The following is an 18,895-nucleotide window of genomic DNA, read 5'->3' as shown; positions in this document are numbered from 1 at the left end:
AAAATATATCATGATAGATCGCGGCGCTGTTTTACCCTTGTTCTACCTCCCACCCGTTGAATACTTTACCCAGCTTAACAAATTTAAGCCGGACGTGGTAATAGAAAAGGAAGAACACTTCCCAAAGCAAACCTATCGCAACCGAGCAAACATTTACTCCCCTGATGGTGCCTTGAGCCTGGTGGTGCCGGTTATAAAAGGATCTAAAACCCACACCAAAATAAAAGATGTAAGAATCAGCTACGATTTCAGGTGGCAGCGCCTGCACTGGATGAGCCTGGAAAGCTGCTACAGGCGCTCGGCCTATTTTGAGTACTACGAAGATCAGTTTGCGCCATTTTACCAGAAGCACTACGACTTCCTGTTTGATTACAACCAGGAGCTGCTGGAACTATTGCTTAAGCTGATGAAAATAAAACTTCCAATGCAATTTACCGAAACTTACGAAGCAGAGTACAACGGCCCAAACGATATGCGTTATAGCATGAGCGCTAAAACGCCCCCTGTGGTGGAACAAAAACCCTATTTTCAGGTTTTTGATGAACGGCATGGGTTTTTAAAGAACCTGAGCATCGTAGACCTCCTTTTTAACCAGGGGCCGCAGGCAGTAAATTATTTATAGTAATGGGCACTTTTAACACCCGCGTACACTTCAAGAACCGCAAGTCTAAAATTAACGTGGGTGCGCAGCCCGGAACCATCGACATTCCGGAAGACGCGTTGCCGCCCAAGATCGTGATCTACTCGTTCAACCAAAACGATCTCCAAACCAGCGAAGGCACGGACATGAAAACCATTACCGAGCAGATTAAGGTTTGTAACGATCACACCCATTGGATAAAAATTAACGGCTTAGGTGATGCTCAACTGATAGAGGACATAGGTACTTTCCTGGGCATTAATCACCTGGTATTGGAGGATGTGGTGAATACTCATCAGCGGCCTAAATTTGACGAATACGACAACTACGTTTTTGGCACCAGCCGCATCATTTTTTTCAACAAAAATAACGAACTGGTAAATTGCCAGTTTAGCGGTATAGTAAAGGACAATATTGTCATCAGCTTTGAAGAAAGCCATACCGACTATTTTGAATCTGTAAAAGCCCGCTTAAAGGCAGGTAAGGGCCTTATACGTACTGCCGGGCCGGGCTATATATTTTACGCGCTTACCGATACCATACTGGACAATTACTTTGTAGTGTTGTCGCAAATAGGCGATCGTATCGATGCTACCGAGGATAAGCTTTATCTGCGTCCCGACAAAAGCATCATGTTTGAAGCACAGCAGTTAAAGCGTACCCTGATTATCATACGACGCTCCTGCTGGCCGGAGCGGGACAAGATCAATGATATGATACGCAGTGAAAGCGACCTGATCACCAAAGACGTGAAAATATACCTGCGTGATGCATATGACCATTGTATACAGGCAATGGACATGGTAGAGAGTTATAAAGAGGTAACTAGCAGTATTATTGACCTTTACCTGAGTATGGTAAGTAACCGCATGAACGAGATCATGAAAGTGCTCACCATTATCTCCGTAATATTTATTCCTCTGACGTTTGTAGCGGGTGTGTACGGCATGAACTTTAGCCGGACGGACGATCATGGACATTTATTACCAGACAACATGCCCGAACTTTACACCCGGCATGGTTACGTATATGCAATTGGTGGTATGATACTGCTAGGTTTAATACAGGTGTTTATCTTTTGGAAAAAAGGCTGGTTTAATAAATTGTAGCCTCTTTACCACACTTTGGCTAAATCTCTCCGTTCGGAGGATTATCATACCCGATCAAACCATGCAATTGCCACCTATTGCTCCCAGCCGGTTTTCTTTAAGGCTGGGTCATTCTCTTTCGAAAGAAAATTATTATCAGACAGTGGTGCTGCCGCCCAACCCAAAATAGCCTCGTCAGGTACAATGTCCACCGGAACTTTCCATGATGTTGAAGTTTCGTTGTAGGCCAGGTTAGACTGTAACGAATAACAGCTTATGATAGACCAACGCGGCGTGTCTGACAAATTTGCCTCAGACCTGTGGAGCAGGTTGCTATGGAAGAAAAGCGCATCGCCGGGCTCTAGTTCACAGTAAACAAGTTCCATAGTTTTTAAGGCGTTTTCAACCATTACCATATCCGCGCCTACTTGCTCGCCTGCAAAACCATGATTAACCCGGCCAAGCCGATGCGATCCTTTGATGACCTGGAGACATCCATTCTGTTTATTAGCCCGCGTCAGCGCAACCATCACGCTCATCAATTCATCAGGGAACATAAACTGATTTTTATACCAGTAGCCATAATCCTGGTGCCACTCCCAGGCACCACCTACACGGGGTTCTTTTTGCATCAGTTTGCTGTGGAAGTGACATACCGGCGCATGTTCACCCAAGAGTTGTGCTACCGGCGTTATCATCTTTTTGCTGCGGGTGAGGTAACCAAACACATCATTACCAGGCGTAAACCAAAGCGATAAACGCGTTTTCTTCCCGGTTTGATCATTAAGATCAAGCGCGTTCTTGCTCATGGCAGTATCGGTAACGGCAGCGTTATACATTTTCTCCGTTTCTGCGCTGCTACAGAAATCCCTTATGATGATGTAACCGTCTCTGCGGTATTGCGCAAGTTGTTTTTCATTGAGCGTGTTGCTTTGCATGGTTCTGTAATTGGTTATAGTAAATGTAAACAATTGCAATGTATTTTATTAGTTGACTTGCTAACTGCAGAATGGCTGAGTGAAAAATAAGTTACAGAGGCCTGATCATCATAATGCCTTAAGATGGTTACTTTTGACACGTGAAACTGTACATCCGGAACATGGTTTGCAGCCGCTGCAAAATGGCTGTAAGATCCGCTTTTGAACAAGCCGGATTAAAGCCCTTATCTGTTGAGCTTGGTGAAGTTGAACTTACTACCGAACCTGATAAGCTAGCTTATGAAAGGCTCGAAAATGAATTAAAACCACTGGGCTTCGAGATAATAGATGACCGGAAAAGCCGCATAATAGAACAGGTAAAAACAACCCTTATCAGCCTGATTCATCATCAGGAAGAACAACCCGGCACCAACCTGTCCGATTACCTTGCGGGTAAGCTCAACTACGATTATGGCTACTTGAGCAATTTGTTTTCCGAGGTAGAAGGCACCACGATAGAAAAGTACTTTATCGCTCAAAAAATTGAGAAAGTTAAAGAACTATTGATGTACGATGAACTGACCCTCTCGCAGATTGCCGATAAAATGGGGTATAGCAGCGTGGGTTACCTCTCATCGCAGTTTAAAAAGCAGACGGGACTTACGCCCACTTACTACAGATCTCTAAAGGAAAATAAGCGCCGGAACATAGAGGATATTTAGAGCATATCTGCATTAAAGGTGCTTTATTAAGTGTCCCAAATTTGCTGTCCTGCTTAACTACACTCAAAATAGTGTAAAATCGTTTATTATTCTAATTATTAGCTACTTAACAAAACCTAACTAAAGTTTTTGTACTGTCCCGGGGTGTCCCGCCCTTTCCAGTTAAAAAGCTATTTACCAATATTTTATATTTTTCAGGTGTCCCGGGTGTCCCGCTTTTTAAGCGGGACACTCAACATCATCAATCAGTAGATTTTATAAACCATTTACATGATTACATAAACACTGCGGCACTGTGGTGACGTATCTTTGTCTCATAAAATTAATAACAATGACACATACCTATCATATAACCGGAATGACCTGCCAGGGCTGCGTTTTTAAAGTGCAGTCGGTGCTATCGTCTATTCCCGGCATCACCAACGTTGAGGTCGATCTACCAAATAATACAGCGACAGTAAGCATGGATCATCACGTTCCTATAGCAGATCTCCAGGCCGCTTTCGCTCCCTATCCAAAATATGGTTTGACAGAAGAAAACCAGCAGCACAACGTGCCAGCGTTTGTCGATACTGAAGAAAAGCGCTCCTTTGTTGAAACATATAAGCCTGTTCTGCTGCTGTTCGGCTATATACTGGTGGTATCGCTACTTGTAAGCACCACTACAGGCTTTAACTGGATGCTGGCTATGCGTGTATTTATGGCTGGCTTTTTCCTGGCTTTTTCCTTTTTTAAGTTGCTAAACCTACAGGCATTTGCAGATAGCTACGCCATGTATGATGTTGTGGCGCGCAGGTTTAAGGCCTGGGGCATTATTTACGCCTTGCTGGAGCTTGGGCTTGGAATAGCTTACGTTGTTAACTTTAATCCGGTAGTGGTAAATATTATCACGCTGCTGGTAATGGGTGTAAGCATCATCGGGGTACTGCAAAGCGTCCTCAATAAAAAGCAAATACAGTGCGCCTGCCTTGGTTCGGTATTTAATCTCCCCATGAGCACACTTACAATTATCGAGGACGCCGTTATGATACTAATGAGCGCAGCAATGCTTATGGCTACTATTTAGTCCCATTTAAAATTCACCTCCCGGTTGTTCAGCTTCCATTTGGCAGGCAGTGGATTGGTCATCCAGTCCAATGGCTCGCCTGTAGGCTGAACGCGGGCAGCGTGAGCAAAAGCTGTCTTTATAGCGGCTTTTTTGTCCGCGTCCAGTATATCAAGCTCTGCTGATATGAACAGAGGTGAGCCGCTTTCAGATAGCAACTGCAGCCACTGACGGTTCTTTTCCCAAGGCACATCTTTTGTAAGGCCCACGCAGTCGCCATCAGCCGCGTAAAATGCATTATGCTGCGGCAAACGGAAGCCCAGGGTATTCACACCGTACTTTTTAGTACGCTCCCACTCACGGCCGCTGGTATCGTCGCCAATGCGATTGAGCTCGAACACACCGGCAGAAAGGTGGCTCATAGTGTTGCAGCCAATAATGTACATGTCACCCGCTGCTCCTCTTATCGCCTGGTACAGGTTGTTGATGATTTCGGCGTTAGTTTTGGTTTGATCCTGAAAGGTCCAGCCGGGAGCCGTCATGGTATCTTTCATCTGGAAGCCCCACCTGCCGAAGATATCCCAGGTGCTGAAGTCGTGCTTAACCATTTCATAACCCCATTGTTTGTATAAGCGAATGTTGCGCTTAACCCGTTCAATATTCTCGGGAATAGTGGGATCGAGTATCAATTCATCAGTTTGGTCACGTCCTTTTATTTTCGGTGAAAGCAGCGTTTTGCTGTCATCCTTACGGGCAATCAGTGGTCGTGTCCATAGGCCAGGACGCATACCCAAGCCCTTTATTTCTTCACCCATCTTGTGCATATCCTTGAACTTCTCATTAGCTATAGAAAAGTCATCAGGTTGTTGCCAGCCATCATCAATTAAAGAAAATGGCTTGTTAGCAGCGTTAGTTACAAACTGCGCCATGGCAGCAGTTTGGTCTTTTATAGTCTGGTAGGAGTTTTTACCATATGCCACATACCAGTCATTAATACCATACACCGGCTGTTTAGGTAAACGTGGTTTGGGGCACATCATCTTACAAAAGCGGTGATCAGTGGCATAAGCATTCTCTCCGGCGCGACTTGAAGTAGTTATTATGTCTGCGGCGTGCAACTTACGATCGCCAAGTTTTACGCCGCCAGCACCGGAGTGTGTATCGATTGTAAGTGCAAGCTCATCTTCGCTTACTCCCCACCAGCAAATAGTACTGCAGCCGGTTTTTACACCAAAGGCAGCGGTGTTTGTGCCATCATTAATTAAAACATACCACGGATTTTTAACTTTTGCGTCTACAGATTTCCAGCCCATATCGGCATAGGTACGTTCCCAATGGTCGCCAAGGACTTTGCTAAAGCTTTTTACTTTGTTCTTCCAGGTTAACCTCACTCCCATCAACTCAGCTTTAGGCGACTGAATGTATACAGATTTTGAATCTGCGCCGGATTTGATATCTACTCGGATATCCTGATAGATGAATCCAGTTCCGCTGCGGGTCATCTTCACCCATTGGTCGTTTACGTTTGCCCAGGCAGCGTCGGGCTGTTGTACCAGCGCGAACGCTCCGGCGGCGTAAGTAAGATTACTGAACATAGCCGCGGCGGTACCTGCGACAGAAAGCTTAAGGAAATTGCGTCTTAACATAGATGTTTTGTTGTTGCGCTAAAACTAAAAATTTAATCTAAAATATGTTGTAACAAATAGAAAGTATGAAGGTCTAAAAATAACGGAATGTTATAATCAACTTACGATAAGCACATGAATTGGAAATTTTTCTCCCAAAAAAAAGCTGATGCGACGAAACCTAAAAAGAGCAAAACGCGAGAATGGCTTGATGCTATCTTGTTTGCTTTAGTAGCGTCTACTATCATAAGAGGGTTACTTTTTTCAGCATTTGCTATCCCTTCCGCATCTATGGAAGGCAGCTTGATGACCGGTGATTATCTTTTCGTGAGTAAGCTTGCTTATGGCGCGCGGATGCCTATGACGCCCATAGCTATTCCATTTACCGAATCCACCATTACTAATTTAAATATAAAAACTTACTGGGACGGCTTACAGCTGCCATACTATCGCTTGCCGGGTTTAGGCAAGGTCAAGATTGGCGATGCTGTAGTATTCAATTATCCGGCAGAGGTTGTACCGCGGCCGGTAGATATGCGTGTTCACTACATCAAGCGTTGCGTAGGCTTACCTGGCGATATCATCACTATTGTTGATGGACAAGTTTATGCTAATGGAAAAGCGGAGAAGAACCATCCGCAAGCTCAAACATCTTACATAGTAACTACTGATGGCAATAACCTTAACCCGGAGCTAATTCAGAACCTGCATATCGAAGTACGGCAACAATTGGACGCTGCTAATTACGAGATGATTATCCCGGCAGATAGTTATAACGAATTTAAAGCAACTGCTGGTATAAAGTCGATTAAGCCGGTGATAGAACCCAAAGGTGCTGCCGACATCCGCGTGTTTCCGCAGAGTACATTATTCAAGTGGAACGAGGATAACTTTGGCCCACTCCTTGTCCCAAAAATTGGCACAACCATTAAGCTAAACGACTCTACAACGGCGCTATACAGCCGTGCTATTGAGGTTTACGAACACAACAAACTCGAAGTTAAAGGGAAAGACATCTATATTAATGATAAGAAGGCCGATACCTATACCTTCAAAATGAATTACTACTGGATGATGGGTGACAACCGTCACAATTCCGAAGACTCACGTTTTTGGGGTTTTGTGCCTGAGGATCACATTGTAGGTAAGGCGGTGATTACCTGGATGAGCCTGGATAGTGAAGGTTCGTTCTTCAGTAAAGTACGTTGGAATCGCATCTTCAGGCCTATTCACAGCGTAGACCAGTAACATATCCTGCTGCTGATTACAAACCATTCTTAGCCAATACTGTTAGCATAGTACCATTATAACTTATGCTGACAAAAAAAGTAAAATACTTCCAGGTTGGACAAGGCGTATGGGGCATGCGCCTTGCCTTTGTTAATATTTACATGATAGCCAACCGCCGCAGTGCGGGTAAGGGCTGGGTGCTGGTGGATACCGGCACTAAGGGATCAGAAAAAAAGATCATTGCAATGGCCGAGGCACTTTTCGGCCCGGGCACTCGTCCCTCGGCTATAGTGCTTACCCATGGTCATACTGACCACGCGGGCTCTGTTTGCGAGTTGCTTAAAGTTTGGGATGTACCCGTGTACGCACATCACATGGAAGCACCTTACCTTACAGGCCGCTCTTCGTATCCACCGGTCGATCCTGAAACTGGCGGCGGATTGATGAGCCTGATGTCAGTAATGTTCTCTACCAAGCCCATAAACATCAGCAAGAACCTTCGGGAAATAGATATGTACGACGGCATTCCTGAGCTACCCGAATGGCGTGTCATTCATACTCCTGGCCACACTGCCGGGCATATATCGCTGTTTTTCCCGCTAAATACAACCTTAATAGCAGGTGATGCTTTTACTACCACTCAGGCCGAATCCGCTTATTACCTGCTTACCTACAAAAAGAAGGTTAGCGGCCCGCCCAAATACATTACTAGCGACTGGAAAGCTGCTGCACGTTCGGTACGTAAGCTTGCAGCGCTGCAGCCTCGTATAGCGGCGACCGGGCACGGCCCTGTAATGCGTGGAAAAGAATTGCAGGGAGAATTAAATTACCTGGCTAACCGTTTTGAGGAAATTGCTGTGCCTGCAACCGGCAGGTATGTCCGGCGTGCTGCTATAACCAATGAGGATGGTGTAATGTACGTTCCGCCTTACAGGAGTAGCACCAAGCTAAAAACGGCGGCTGCAATAACCGGTGCCTTGGTTGGTTTTTTATTGGTAAGCAAAGCAGCAAAAATGTGGTAAGCCGATTAGCTTTAGCTAACTTCGGCAAGTGGAAAACATAGGCCCCGATCCGCAGCTGCTAATAGATATTGTAAAAACTAAAATGCCATTTGGTAAATATAAGGACACGCTGGTGTGCGATATCCCGGTAAGTTACCTGGAATGGATGCACCGCAAGAACGCCTTCCCCGAAGGAAAATTGGGTATGCTGATGCGTACCGCTTACGAGATTAAAATTAACGGGCTCGACAAACTGTTATGGGCTTTAAAAGATAAAACACTCAAGTAGTTGCGCTGATAAACTGTCCCGCTTTGAGAGCGTGACACCCGGGACACCTGAAATACGCAAATAGTTGTCTTATAAGAGTTTATACTGTTAAAGCGGGACACACCGGGACAGTACAAATACTTTAGGTAAAATTTACAAATACCTGTTGACCAGCTCATTGATTAATTATATAGCTTTTTAATTTTTAATGCTGGGACACCAAAAAAGTATACAAGTTGGGACACCTGAGAACCCGTTGATACAATGCTACGTTTACGCTTAAATGACAACCACTTTGTAAGGTTTCGTCGTATCTTCATACAAATACTATAAAAAAGATCATGAAGAAAATAGCATTATATTTTGCATCTATTATTCTGTTTGTGGGTTGCGCAAACGGACAACCGAAGACTAACCAAAAGACCAACCAAAACGCGATGGCACCGCTTCCAAAAGCTGCCGCTGGCGAAGCAATAGCCACATTCGGCGGCGGTTGTTTCTGGAGCATGGCTGAGGCTATGAGTGAGTTAAAAGGTGTTAACAAAGTAGTTTCGGGTTATGCCGGTGGCAACACCGCTAACCCTACTTACGAAGATGTAAGCAGCCGCACAACCAACCACGCTGAGGTTGTCCAAATTTACTACAACCCTAAGGTGATCAGCTATGCAACATTAGCCGAAGCATTCTTTTTTGCGCATGACCCTACCACACTAAACCGCCAGGGACCGGATGTAGGTACTGACTACCGTTCAATTGTGTTCTACCGCAACGCTGAGGAAAAAGCGACATTGGAAAACACCATTAAAAAAGTGAATGCCACCAAGCATTACAGCAACCCTATAGTTACACAAGTAGTGCCTTTTAAAGCATTTTATACTGCAGAGAACTATCATCAGGGCTATTACCGCATACATGGCGATAACCCTTACATCAGCAGTGTTTCTGAGCCCAAGGTTATGAAGTTCCGTAAGGCAATGAAGGCCGAGCTAAAGCCTGAGTTTCAGAAATAATTCATCATAGAATTTACAAGATTTTAGAATATCGTTTGTAACCAACATCTTGTAAATTCCCAAATTCTGTAAATTCTAATACAGACATCGTACATTTGCCATTGCAAAACGTTCTATCGCTGCCCTTCACCGGGCGGAGGAAAGTCCGGGCAACACAGAGCATCCTGCTTCCTAACGGGAAGGCGCCCACAGCGGGCGACAGCAAGTGCCACAGAGAATATACCGCCCTTCGCGGGGTAAGGGTGAAAACGTGAGGTAAGAGCTCACGGCTTTGCCGGGCGACCGGTATCGCGGTAAACCTCAGGAGTTGAAAAACCAAATAGGTCCTGGAAGCGGAGCTGCTCGCTCCCTTAGCGAAAGCTACGCCAGGATGGGTAGGTTGCTTGAACCTGCCGGCAACGGCAGGGCCAGATAAATGATAGAAGCCCTTTTTATAAGGGAACAGAACCCGGCTTATAATTTTGCTGCTGAACGGCCCCCTTCTTGAAGGGGGCTTTTTTATTTAGCTTCCATTCGCCTAGCTGAGAGCAACGTTACTATTAACTTTCTCCCCTTTTTTCGATTCTCGCATAGAGGTCGACGATTCAGCAACGTTGAGGTGAGTCGATGCTGAGACGGGCAATTGGTAAGTTGACTCACCCCTGCCCTTCTCTGCTACGCAAAGGTGTTGATTTTTTTAGTCTGCTGCCTTTTAACCCTCTTTGCGCAAAGCGGAGAGAGGGTCGACGAGCGAAGCAACGTCGGGGTGAGTCGATGCTGAGCGCGTTATTTGGTGAGTTAACTCACCCCCTGCCCCTTTCTGCTACGCAAAGAGCGGTGTTGATTCTTTTTTAGTCTGCTGCCTTTTAACCCTCTTTGCGCGCAGCGGAGAGAGGGTCGACCAGCGAAGCAACGTCGGGGTGAGTCGATGCTGAGGTGAGTTGACTCATCCCTGCCCCTCTCTGCTACACAAAGAGGGGTTTTAACTCTTTTTTCGTCTGCTACTTTTTAACCCTCTTTGCGCAAAGCGGAGAGAGGGTCGACGAGCGAAGCAAGGTCGGGGTGAGTCGATGCTGAGCGTGCAATTGGTAAGTTGACTCACCCGTGCCCCTCTCTGCTACGCAAAGAGGGGTTTTAACTCTTTTTTCGTCTGCTACTTCACCTTGCGCGTAGCGGAGAAAGAATCGAGAGCAAAGCACGTCGGGGTGAGTCGATTGATCCTGAATAAAAGTGTTTAATATTCTATACATTTTTTATATTAGCACCAAAACATTACTACCTATTTTTAGTTTAACAGCTAATGGCAAAAATTTTAATAATCGATGACGAGCGGTCGATCCGTAGCACTCTCCGGGAAATTTTAGAATACGAGGATTATACAGTAGAAGATGTCGATAACGGCGTAGACGGGTTGGAACTTATCCGTAAGAACGACTACGACCTGGTGTTGTGCGATATTAAGATGAACCGTATGGACGGTATGGAAGTGCTTACCGAAGGGCTTTCCATTAAGCCGGACCTTCCGTTTATTATGATATCCGGCCACGGCACAGTAGAAACTGCCGTGGAGGCCAGCAAAAAAGGCGCGTTCGATTTTATATCAAAACCGCCTGATCTGAATCGTTTGCTCATAACCGTACGTAACGCGCTTGACCGCGGTAGCCTGGTTGTTGAGGCTAAGGTTTTAAAACGTAAGGTATCCAAGGTTCGCCCTATTCTCGGTGAATCTCAGGCAATCATTAAAATTAAGGAAACTATAGAACGTGTAGGCCCTACTGACGCCCGCGTACTGGTTACCGGTGCAAATGGTAGCGGTAAAGAGCTGGTTGCACGCTGGCTCCACGAGAAAAGCAATCGCAGTAATGGCCCTATAATAGAGGTAAACTGCGCCGCTATCCCTTCAGAACTTATTGAAAGTGAACTGTTCGGTCACGAAAAAGGCTCGTTTACATCAGCTATCAAGCAGCGTATCGGTAAGTTCGAGTCTGCGAACGGTGGTACGTTGTTTTTGGATGAGATTGGCGACATGAGCCAATCGGCACAGGCAAAAGTGCTGCGTGCATTACAGGAAAGCAAAATAACCCGTGTGGGTGGCGAGAAAGAGATAGACGTTGATGTACGGGTAGTAGCGGCAACCAATAAAGACCTGTTGAAGGAGATTGAAGCCGGCAACTTCCGTATGGACCTTTACCACCGTTTAAGCGTAATACTGATACACGTACCGCCATTGGTAGAACGCCGGGACGATATTGCCCTGCTGACACAAGCCTTTTTAGAGGAGATATGCAACGAGTACGGCATGCCTACCAAAAAGATATCAGACGCTGCGCTGGAAGCCTTAAAAGCATTGCCATGGACAGGTAACATCCGCGAGCTGCGCAACATGGTAGAACGCTTAATTATCTTAAGCGATAAAACGATTACTGATGGTGACGTAAAATCTTTTGCAAATCCATCCGCACCGGTTGCTGCTACAGCCGCTGCCCCTGCCCCGCAGACAGATTTCGATCAGTTTACCAACTTCCAGGAATATAAGGACTTTGCCGAGCGCGAGTACATCAAATTTAAACTGGAAAAGAACAACTGGAACGTATCTAAAACTGCCGATGATATTGATATACAGCGCAGTCACCTTTACAGTAAAATAGAAAAATTTGGTTTGAAGCGGGGAGAATAAACAATCGCCCAGAACGTGGTCGATGCCCCGGAAACTATACGAAATAGTCCCGACGCTTAATGCGTTCGGGACTTTCTTTTGTAAAGCTGTTATTTATCGTATTTGAGAAGTAATCCTTTATAAATCTGCAACTGCTTTTTTAAAGCTAGCTGCTGCGCTTTGGAAATATTAACCACCTTGAAGTACTTGTCACCTTCATATTTTACCTTTGCCTTTTTTGATGTAGCAATCTTAATCAGCATTGGCAGATCAGCATCAGACACTGCATCATCGCTCCACTCCCATATGGCACCAGCACCGTTGTCCGTTTTAAAAACTGGTGCATAGTAAAAGTTTTCCCCGCCGGCATTAAAAGTCATGTTCTTTATAAAAAGCCATTCGTCTGCCGTATACTGAATACAAAAACGAAGTTCCATTCCGGTACTTTCCATATTAATATAAGCAAAAACGCCGTTGTAGTTAACGTAACGCGGAGACGATTTATCATAAACTACTGTTGAACCAGAGAATGGATCTTTTTTCTTCCACGCATTTCGGTACAGCTTTTTAAAAACAGAAACATTCACCTGTACGGGTTTCATCTCTTCAAGCGCCGTTTTAACGTAGGTCGGCGTTTCATCAGCGCTATTTTTAGTGGTGTTTGGTTTATCTGGTGAGTTTATTGAATCGGCCAAAAGCGTATCTGAGTAACTAGATTGATTTGAATGCGACCGATTGTTAACACCCATAACTATTGCGAAAATTAAGATTATGATAAAAGCAACAATTATTATCCCTGTACCGCTATCCGGCTTGGTTTCTTGTACAGTGGGGGGCTTTATTGATGGTGTTGAGTTGCCTAAAGCATTCTGCGGCTTAGCAGATACTTCGAGGTTGTTGTCTTCCAAAATACTGCCGCAGTAATCGCACTTAATTTTATTTCCTGCTTGCGTAAATACTTGTGCACCGCAGTTGTTGCAGTTCTTCTGTGTTTTGTTATTCATCAATTGTATAAGGCAAGGAATGCTATAGATAAGTTGCTGATGTAATATTTTTATCAACAGCTGTCAAATATCTAAAAAAACAAACGCTCTATAAAATTTCTATAAACGGAAGTTACGATGTTATTAACTTACCTTAGCAGCACTAAATTAAACCCATCATGAAAAAAACATTACTGTTAGTTGCCTTTATGGCTTTTACTTGCGTATCTGCATTTGCGCAGTTAACCAAAGACCAGATAGTGAGTGAGTGGACACGTGCTAAAAATTACACTAAAGCCTATTTGGATGCAATGCCTGCAGATGGCTTCGCCTTTAAAGCTACACCAGAGGTACGCAGCTTTGCCGGACAGATGCTGCACCTTGCAGATGCAAACTACTTTTTTGTAGGTGTAGCAAGTGGCAAAGAAAGCCCGCTGGGCAAAAACGTATCATTAGAGAAAACGGTTGCCCAAACAAAAGAGGCCACTACCAAAGCGGTGCTGGATAGCTATGATTTTGCTATAGCTGCTATACAAGGGATGACCGAAGCTCAGTTTGCCGAAGTGGTTACGCTGCCAATGGGCAAAGACATGAAGGCCAGCAAAGGCCAGATGCTGGCAAAAGGTTTCGAGCATCAAACTCATCATCGCGGCCAAACTACACCTTACTTAAGGCTTAAAGGTGTTACCCCTCCCCCTGAGATGTTGTTTTAAATACGTATATAAATTCAAAAAGGCGAAGGATGTTATCCTTCGCTTTTTTTGTTTGATCAGCCCGTGCCAAGTACAATGTTCTTATTGCTCAACATTGTAACCATAGCTTTTAGTTGTATTAAACTATAGCTTAAAACAGCCCAAAATTGGGCATTTACTAAACCATATTTCTGTTTTTACGTATCTTAGGGACGTTTGGTAAACTAGTTTAATGAAGAAATTACTTTTTGTTCTGTTGCTGTTCCCGGCCATGTGCATGGCTCAATCTGCCAGCGATTACCTCACCAGCGGTAACACAAAGGCCAACATGAAAGATTATAAAGAAGCCATTGCAGATTTCAGCAAATCTATTCAGCTGAACCCCTCTGTAGCGCGCGCGTATCTTTACCGGGCCAATGCGTACAGCAACCTGGCCGATTACACCAGCGCTGTTGCCGACTTTACTAAAGCCATTCAACTAGACCCACGGCTGCTTGACGCATGGCATTATCGTGCAAACGCAAAAAGCAACCTGAAAGACTACCAGGGTTCTGTTGATGATTTTACTAAAGCTATATCGCTTAACCCGCAGTTTGGAGAGCTTTATAAATACCGGGGCGTGGCAAAAGCAAACCTTAAAGACAATAAGGGTGCTATTGCTGATATGGACATTGCTGCGAAGCTGCTGCCGAACGATGCCGACCTGATATTTTACCGGGCCAACTCAAAGGGCAACATGGGCGATTACAAAGGTGCAATAGCTGATTACAACGAATCTATAAGATTAAAGCCTGAGAATGCCGAAGCATGGTTTTACCGTGGCAACGCTAAAGTAAACCTGCGCGATTATAAAGGTGCTATAGCAGATTACAAAAAGGTTATCGAACTTAATCCGCAAATGGCCCAGTTGTACCAATACCTTGCAAGTGCGTCAAGCAATGCAGATGATAGTAAAGGTGCAATCGAGTTTTTTGACAAAGCTATAGAGCAAAGCCCTAAAAAAGCTGATTTATACCTTGGCCGGGGCATTGCAAAAAACAATGTTGGCGAGAAACAGGAAGCGCTTGATGACCTCACCACAGCTGTAAGAATGAACCCCAAGTTTGATGAGGCTTATCAGAACCGCGCCGACATCAGGATATCAATGAAGGATTTCAAAGAAGCACTTGCCGACGCTGATACTGCTATAAAAATCAATCCTAAGAATGCTTACGGGTATCTGTCCCGCGCCAAAGCCAAAATAGAACTGAATGATACCACCGGCGCACTTGCCGACTTTGCGACCACCATTAAAATGGAGCCAAAGGCATCCTACGCTTATGTAGGCAGCGGAGACATAAAAGCGGCACAGCGCGACTATGCGGGTGCTATTGCACTGTATTCGAAATCATTATCGATTGATGCGCGTAACCCGGACGCACTGCTGCACCGGGCCAGGGCGAGGATGAAAAGCGGGGATGTTGAAGGTAGCCTGGGAGATTACAAAGCAGCTATCGAGTCTACCCCGCAGAATAACGACTTATACATTGCTTACGGTAAAGCGCTGATTGCCAGCGGCAGATATACTGAAGCCGTAAAACTGTTTGATAACGGCTTGCAGGTAAATGCCAAAAACACCAACTTTTATAGCTGGCGCGGCGTGGCAAAAAGCAAGCTGGGAGACCTCACCGGCGCAATGGCAGACCACGACCTCGCCGTTAAGCTTTCACCATCATCTTCAGAGGCTTACCTTAATCGCGGCAACAGCCTGGTAGCGCTGCAAAAGTATGATGAAGCTCTTAAGGACATCAACAAAGGCATCTCTCTTAACGAGACCAATGATGAGGGTTACCTCGCCCGTGCAGAGCTAAAAATGGCTAAAAAGGAATACCTGGGCGCGCAATACGATTACATTAACACATTGTTACTCAATCAGAACAATACTAAAGCTTACGCCGGCAGAGCAATTGCTGAAAGTGCATTGGGCGATACCCTCGCCATGCGGAAAGACTTAACCACCGCCCTTAAACTTGAACCCGGGAGCACTGAAGTTATTTTGGCACGTGGGATAACAAACATGAACTTAAAACATTGGACGTCAGCTATAAAAGACTTTTCTACAATAATTCTAATGGACTCCAAAAATGGTTTGGCTTACCTAAACAGAGGGTTAACCAAGGCGCAGTCAGGTGATAAATTCGGCGGCTGTGCAGACCTAAACAAGGCATCACAACTTGGTACGCCGGGTGCAAACGAGCAATTGGCCACGTATTGCAAATAGCGCATCGGCTAATTTCGTCTTCGAAATGCATGAGCAAAAACCTTCGAAAACCACACTTTTTAAGTGTGGTTTTTGCTTTTAAAAAGAACCGTGCTAAGTATATTTAAATAGCGCCTTTTTTTAACTCTTCGGCGGCAAAGTTAGCGGCGCGGGCGGTTAGTGCCATGTAAGTAAGTGAAGGGTTCTGACAGGCAGACGAGGTCATGCAGGCACCATCAGTTACAAAAACATTTGGAGCATCCCACACCTGGTTATGTTTGTTCAGTACAGATGTTTTTGGATCGAGCCCCATACGCGCGGTGCCCATCTCGTGGATGCCGTCACCAACGTTATGGCCGGTGTCGTGCGTTTCTATATTCTTTACTCCGGCTGCTTCCAGCATTGCCTTAGCTTCCTTAACAATGTCTATCCGCATTTTGCGCTCATTGTCTTTTATTTCGGCATCCATGGCTAGCACAGGTAAGCCCCACTTGTCTTTGCGGTTCTTATCAAGAGTGATCTTATTCTCATGGTACGGCAGCAGTTCTCCAAAACCACCTATACCTATCTGCCATTCGCCCGGTTCGGCGAGGGCATCTTTATACCTGCCACCTACGCTGTACTCCGCAATCTCCCTTGACCACCCCTGCCTGCTTGCACCACCCTGATAACCAAAGCCACGCAGGTAGTCGCGCTTATCGTCAAACAAGTTGGCGAAACGTACTACGTATACGCCATTGGGCCGGCGTCCGTAATAGTATTTATCTTCATAGCCGTCTACAGTGCCACTGGCACCCAGGTTATAATGGTGATCCATGATGTTATGGCCTAACTCCCCGCTGCTGCTGCCCAGCCCGTCCTGCCAAACATCGGTAGCGCTATTCATCATTACCCAGGCGCTGTTAAGCGCAGAGGCGTTCAGGAAAACTACTTTAGCATAGTACTCATAAGTTTTATTGGTTTCTGCATCAAGCGCTTCCACTCCTGTCGCACGCTTGGTGTTCTTATCATAAATAACCCGGGTAACTATAGATTGCGGCCGTACAGTAAGGTTACCGGTCGCAAGCGCCGCTGGCAATGTAGATGATTGTGTACTAAAGTACCCGCCAAACGGGCAACCTTCCCAGCACCTGTTGCGGTACTGGCAACTACTACGGCCCGGTATTGGCGCTGTAACATGTGCAACCCTGCCGATAATCATGTGCCTGCCAAATTTCTTTTTAATGCTTGCTGCTACGTCCTTCTCTACGCAATTCAGATCCATAGGCGGTAGAAAGTGGCCGTCGGGCAGTTGCGAAAGCCCTTCTAAAGACCCACTTATACCGGCAAATTTTTCTACATGATCATACCATGGTGCCAGGTCTTTGTAGCGGATAGGCCAATCTATGGCCCAGCCATCCTTCGCATTAGCTTCAAAATCATGATCGCTCCAGCGGTAACTTTGCCTGCCCCAAAGGATAGATCGTCCCCCCATCTGGTATGACCGCCACCAGTTGAAAGGCTTTATTTCGGTATATGGCGCGGCTTGTTCGTCCGTCCAGTAATCCATTATAGGTTCCACTGCTCCCCACCCACGGGATATAACAGGCCGTTGCTTACGCTGTTCCTGAGTTGGTACCCGCCGGTGCGGGAAATCCCAGGGATTGTCCTGAGCTGTTTTGTAATCTTTAATGTGTTCGAAGTTTCGGCCGCGCTCCAGCATCAGTGTTTTTAAACCCCGCTCGCTGAGTTCTTTGGCAGCCCAACCTCCGCTGATGCCCGAGCCTACAACAATTGCGTCGTACGTGTTACCGGCCTTAGCCCTAAGATTAAGATTTGGTGCAGTCATAAGTATAGGATTGGCTAGAAAAGATGTAATTGGTTAAACAATACTATTAATTAGCAGCCAATAAAACAACCGTAGTATCAACATTTATTATTGTTGATATTTAATCGATGCAAAAAATTATTTTTACTGCATGCTTAACATCAGTGGTCTTTACATCTACCCCATAAAATCATTAGGTGGTATTAAGGTAAACTCAGCCGTGCTCACCGACCGGGGCTTAGAGCACGATCGCCGGTGGATGCTGGTTGATGAGAACAATCGCTTTCTCTCCCAACGCGAGAACATACAAATGGCCTTGCTAAAAGCTAGCCTGGTTTCGGATGGTATAAAAGTTACCTACACACCTGAGGGGACTTCCGTTGTCATTCCTTTTAAACCTATAACACAGACACCAGTCGACGTAACTATTTGGGACGACAAGTGCATGGCTCATTTGGTAAGTACTGAACTCGATACATGGTTCAGCAGTAAACTGGGCATTGACAGCAGGCTGGTTTATATGCCTGATGACAGCCTCCGCCAAACCGACCTACGGTACACTGATGAAGGAGCCATAACTTCTTTTTCTGACGCTTACCCGATGCTTATCATCGGGCAGAGTTCGCTTGACGACTTAAACAACCGCTTAGACGAGCCATTGCCAATGGACCGTTTTCGACCTAATATTGTGTTTACAGGAGGTGAGCCTTACAGCGAGGATATGATGAAGCACATTCGCATAAACGGCATTGACTTGTTTGGTGTGAAGCTTTGCGCCCGCTGTGTAATGACGACGGTAGACCAGGTAACAGGCCAAAAAGGTAAAGAGCCATTAAAAACATTAGCAAAATACAGGCTGAGAAATAATAAAATATATTTTGGTCAAAACCTGGTGTACCTGGGGAACGGAAAACTAAACGTGGGTGATGAGCTACAGGTTATAGAGGAACATACGGAGGAGCGGTTCTTTATCTAACAGGATAACCTGCCCGT

Annotated in this window: 16 protein-coding genes and 1 other RNA gene; 13 read left to right on the top strand and 4 right to left on the bottom strand. The window is 45.4% G+C overall.

From position 1 onward, the window contains the following. Positions 1 to 10: 10 nt before the first annotated feature. Together DYU05_RS03030 and corA are read left to right on the top strand one after the other, a co-directional pair. The gene (locus DYU05_RS03030) at positions 11 to 622 is read left to right on the top strand and encodes a WbqC family protein (RefSeq protein WP_117381496.1); all 612 of its coding nucleotides are present in this window, start codon (positions 11 to 13) and stop codon (positions 620 to 622) included. Between the two features lie 2 nt (positions 623 to 624). Continuing rightward, positions 625 to 1,749 carry a magnesium/cobalt transporter CorA gene (corA, locus tag DYU05_RS03025; RefSeq protein ID WP_117381495.1) on the top strand — a complete coding sequence of 375 codons (1,125 nt, stop codon included), beginning with the start codon at positions 625 to 627 and terminating at the stop codon, positions 1,747 to 1,749. Positions 1,750 to 1,823: 74 nt separating this feature from the next. On the opposite strand, the gene DYU05_RS03020 is transcribed toward corA, so the two are convergent. Then, positions 1,824 to 2,666, bottom strand: a complete 843-nt coding sequence (locus tag DYU05_RS03020) for a phytanoyl-CoA dioxygenase family protein (RefSeq protein WP_117381494.1) — start codon at positions 2,664 to 2,666, stop codon at positions 1,824 to 1,826. 182 nt (positions 2,667 to 2,848) lie between these two features. Here DYU05_RS03020 and DYU05_RS03015 point away from each other — a divergent pair, with 182 nt between their 5' ends. Together DYU05_RS03015 and DYU05_RS03010 are read left to right on the top strand one after the other, a co-directional pair. Continuing rightward, positions 2,849 to 3,367, top strand: a complete 519-nt coding sequence (locus DYU05_RS03015; protein WP_205771775.1) for a helix-turn-helix domain-containing protein — start codon at positions 2,849 to 2,851, stop codon at positions 3,365 to 3,367. A 331-nt stretch (positions 3,368 to 3,698) separates the two neighbouring features. Next, entirely contained in the window at positions 3,699 to 4,433 is a 735-nt protein-coding gene (locus DYU05_RS03010; RefSeq protein ID WP_117381491.1) for a heavy-metal-associated domain-containing protein, read from the top strand. On the opposite strand, the gene DYU05_RS03005 is transcribed toward DYU05_RS03010, so the two are convergent. Beyond that, positions 4,430 to 6,058 (bottom strand): alpha-amylase family protein, encoded by a 1,629-nt coding sequence (locus DYU05_RS03005; RefSeq protein ID WP_117381490.1) that lies wholly within the window; start codon positions 6,056 to 6,058, stop codon positions 4,430 to 4,432. The genes DYU05_RS03010 and DYU05_RS03005 overlap by 4 nt on opposite strands. Positions 6,059 to 6,172: 114 nt before the next feature. Between DYU05_RS03005 and lepB the strand changes: the two genes are divergently transcribed. The 6 genes from lepB (at position 6,173) to DYU05_RS02975 (ending at position 12,202) form a co-directional block, all read left to right on the top strand. Further along, positions 6,173 to 7,285, top strand: a complete 1,113-nt coding sequence (lepB, locus tag DYU05_RS03000) for a signal peptidase I (protein WP_117381488.1) — start codon at positions 6,173 to 6,175, stop codon at positions 7,283 to 7,285. A gap of 65 nt (positions 7,286 to 7,350) precedes the next feature. Beyond that, on the top strand, positions 7,351 to 8,289 hold the full coding sequence (locus DYU05_RS02995; protein WP_117381487.1) for an MBL fold metallo-hydrolase: 939 nt from the start codon (positions 7,351 to 7,353) through the stop codon (positions 8,287 to 8,289). 28 nt (positions 8,290 to 8,317) lie between these two features. Beyond that, on the top strand, positions 8,318 to 8,557 hold the full coding sequence (locus tag DYU05_RS02990; RefSeq protein ID WP_235853940.1) for a DUF3820 family protein: 240 nt from the start codon (positions 8,318 to 8,320) through the stop codon (positions 8,555 to 8,557). 320 nt (positions 8,558 to 8,877) lie between these two features. After that, entirely contained in the window at positions 8,878 to 9,546 is a 669-nt protein-coding gene (gene msrA, locus DYU05_RS02985; RefSeq protein WP_117381486.1) for a peptide-methionine (S)-S-oxide reductase MsrA, read from the top strand. Positions 9,547 to 9,646: 100 nt separating this feature from the next. Further along, positions 9,647 to 10,018, top strand: an RNA gene (rnpB, locus tag DYU05_RS02980) — RNase P RNA component class A. Between the two features lie 807 nt (positions 10,019 to 10,825). Next, positions 10,826 to 12,202, top strand: coding sequence for a sigma-54-dependent transcriptional regulator (locus DYU05_RS02975; RefSeq protein WP_117381484.1), 1,377 nt, complete (start codon positions 10,826 to 10,828; stop codon positions 12,200 to 12,202). Positions 12,203 to 12,291: 89 nt separating this feature from the next. Here DYU05_RS02975 and DYU05_RS02970 read toward each other — a convergent pair whose 3' ends face one another. Then, positions 12,292 to 13,185 (bottom strand): hypothetical protein, encoded by an 894-nt coding sequence (locus DYU05_RS02970; RefSeq protein WP_117381483.1) that lies wholly within the window; start codon positions 13,183 to 13,185, stop codon positions 12,292 to 12,294. Between the two features lie 158 nt (positions 13,186 to 13,343). On the opposite strand from DYU05_RS02970, the gene DYU05_RS02965 reads away from it, so the two are divergent. Both DYU05_RS02965 and DYU05_RS02960 read left to right on the top strand, forming a co-directional pair. Beyond that, positions 13,344 to 13,877 carry a DinB family protein gene (locus DYU05_RS02965; protein ID WP_117381482.1) on the top strand — a complete coding sequence of 178 codons (534 nt, stop codon included), beginning with the start codon at positions 13,344 to 13,346 and terminating at the stop codon, positions 13,875 to 13,877. Between the two features lie 211 nt (positions 13,878 to 14,088). Continuing rightward, the gene (locus DYU05_RS02960) at positions 14,089 to 16,116 is read left to right on the top strand and encodes a tetratricopeptide repeat protein (RefSeq protein ID WP_117381480.1); all 2,028 of its coding nucleotides are present in this window, start codon (positions 14,089 to 14,091) and stop codon (positions 16,114 to 16,116) included. A 103-nt stretch (positions 16,117 to 16,219) separates the two neighbouring features. Here the strand turns inward: DYU05_RS02960 and DYU05_RS02955 are convergent, their stop codons facing one another. Beyond that, positions 16,220 to 17,923: a GMC oxidoreductase gene (locus DYU05_RS02955; protein ID WP_117381479.1), complete on the bottom strand. Its 1,704-nt coding sequence runs from the start codon at positions 17,921 to 17,923 to the stop codon at positions 16,220 to 16,222. Between the two features lie 130 nt (positions 17,924 to 18,053). On the opposite strand from DYU05_RS02955, the gene DYU05_RS02950 reads away from it, so the two are divergent. Beyond that, positions 18,054 to 18,878, top strand: coding sequence for an MOSC domain-containing protein (locus DYU05_RS02950; protein WP_117381478.1), 825 nt, complete (start codon positions 18,054 to 18,056; stop codon positions 18,876 to 18,878). Positions 18,879 to 18,895 lie beyond the last annotated feature (17 nt).

The organism is Mucilaginibacter terrenus (assembly GCF_003432065.1).
Taxonomy (GTDB): Bacteria; Bacteroidota; Bacteroidia; order Sphingobacteriales; family Sphingobacteriaceae; genus Mucilaginibacter; species Mucilaginibacter terrenus.
This window is presented reverse-complemented; position numbering and strand designations above follow the sequence as displayed.

Bases quoted from the DNA above. Each gene is read 5' to 3' on its own strand.
- DYU05_RS02950 (WP_117381478.1), top strand. From the start codon at position 18,054: ATGCTTAACATCAGTGGTCTTTACATCTACCCCATAAAATCATTAGGT.
- DYU05_RS02970 (WP_117381483.1), bottom strand. From the start codon at position 13,185: ATGAATAACAAAACACAGAAGAACTGCAACAACTGCGGTGCACAAGTA.
- DYU05_RS02965 (WP_117381482.1), top strand. From the start codon at position 13,344: ATGAAAAAAACATTACTGTTAGTTGCCTTTATGGCTTTTACTTGCGTA.
- DYU05_RS02955 (WP_117381479.1), bottom strand. From the start codon at position 17,923: ATGACTGCACCAAATCTTAATCTTAGGGCTAAGGCCGGTAACACGTAC.
- msrA (WP_117381486.1), top strand. From the start codon at position 8,878: ATGAAGAAAATAGCATTATATTTTGCATCTATTATTCTGTTTGTGGGT.
- DYU05_RS03015 (WP_205771775.1), top strand. From the start codon at position 2,849: ATGGCTGTAAGATCCGCTTTTGAACAAGCCGGATTAAAGCCCTTATCT.
- DYU05_RS03010 (WP_117381491.1), top strand. From the start codon at position 3,699: ATGACACATACCTATCATATAACCGGAATGACCTGCCAGGGCTGCGTT.
- DYU05_RS03005 (WP_117381490.1), bottom strand. From the start codon at position 6,058: ATGTTAAGACGCAATTTCCTTAAGCTTTCTGTCGCAGGTACCGCCGCG.
- corA (WP_117381495.1), top strand. From the start codon at position 625: ATGGGCACTTTTAACACCCGCGTACACTTCAAGAACCGCAAGTCTAAA.
- DYU05_RS03030 (WP_117381496.1), top strand. From the start codon at position 11: ATGATAGATCGCGGCGCTGTTTTACCCTTGTTCTACCTCCCACCCGTT.
- DYU05_RS02995 (WP_117381487.1), top strand. From the start codon at position 7,351: ATGCTGACAAAAAAAGTAAAATACTTCCAGGTTGGACAAGGCGTATGG.
- DYU05_RS02960 (WP_117381480.1), top strand. From the start codon at position 14,089: ATGAAGAAATTACTTTTTGTTCTGTTGCTGTTCCCGGCCATGTGCATG.
- DYU05_RS03020 (WP_117381494.1), bottom strand. From the start codon at position 2,666: ATGCAAAGCAACACGCTCAATGAAAAACAACTTGCGCAATACCGCAGA.
- lepB (WP_117381488.1), top strand. From the start codon at position 6,173: ATGAATTGGAAATTTTTCTCCCAAAAAAAAGCTGATGCGACGAAACCT.
- DYU05_RS02975 (WP_117381484.1), top strand. From the start codon at position 10,826: ATGGCAAAAATTTTAATAATCGATGACGAGCGGTCGATCCGTAGCACT.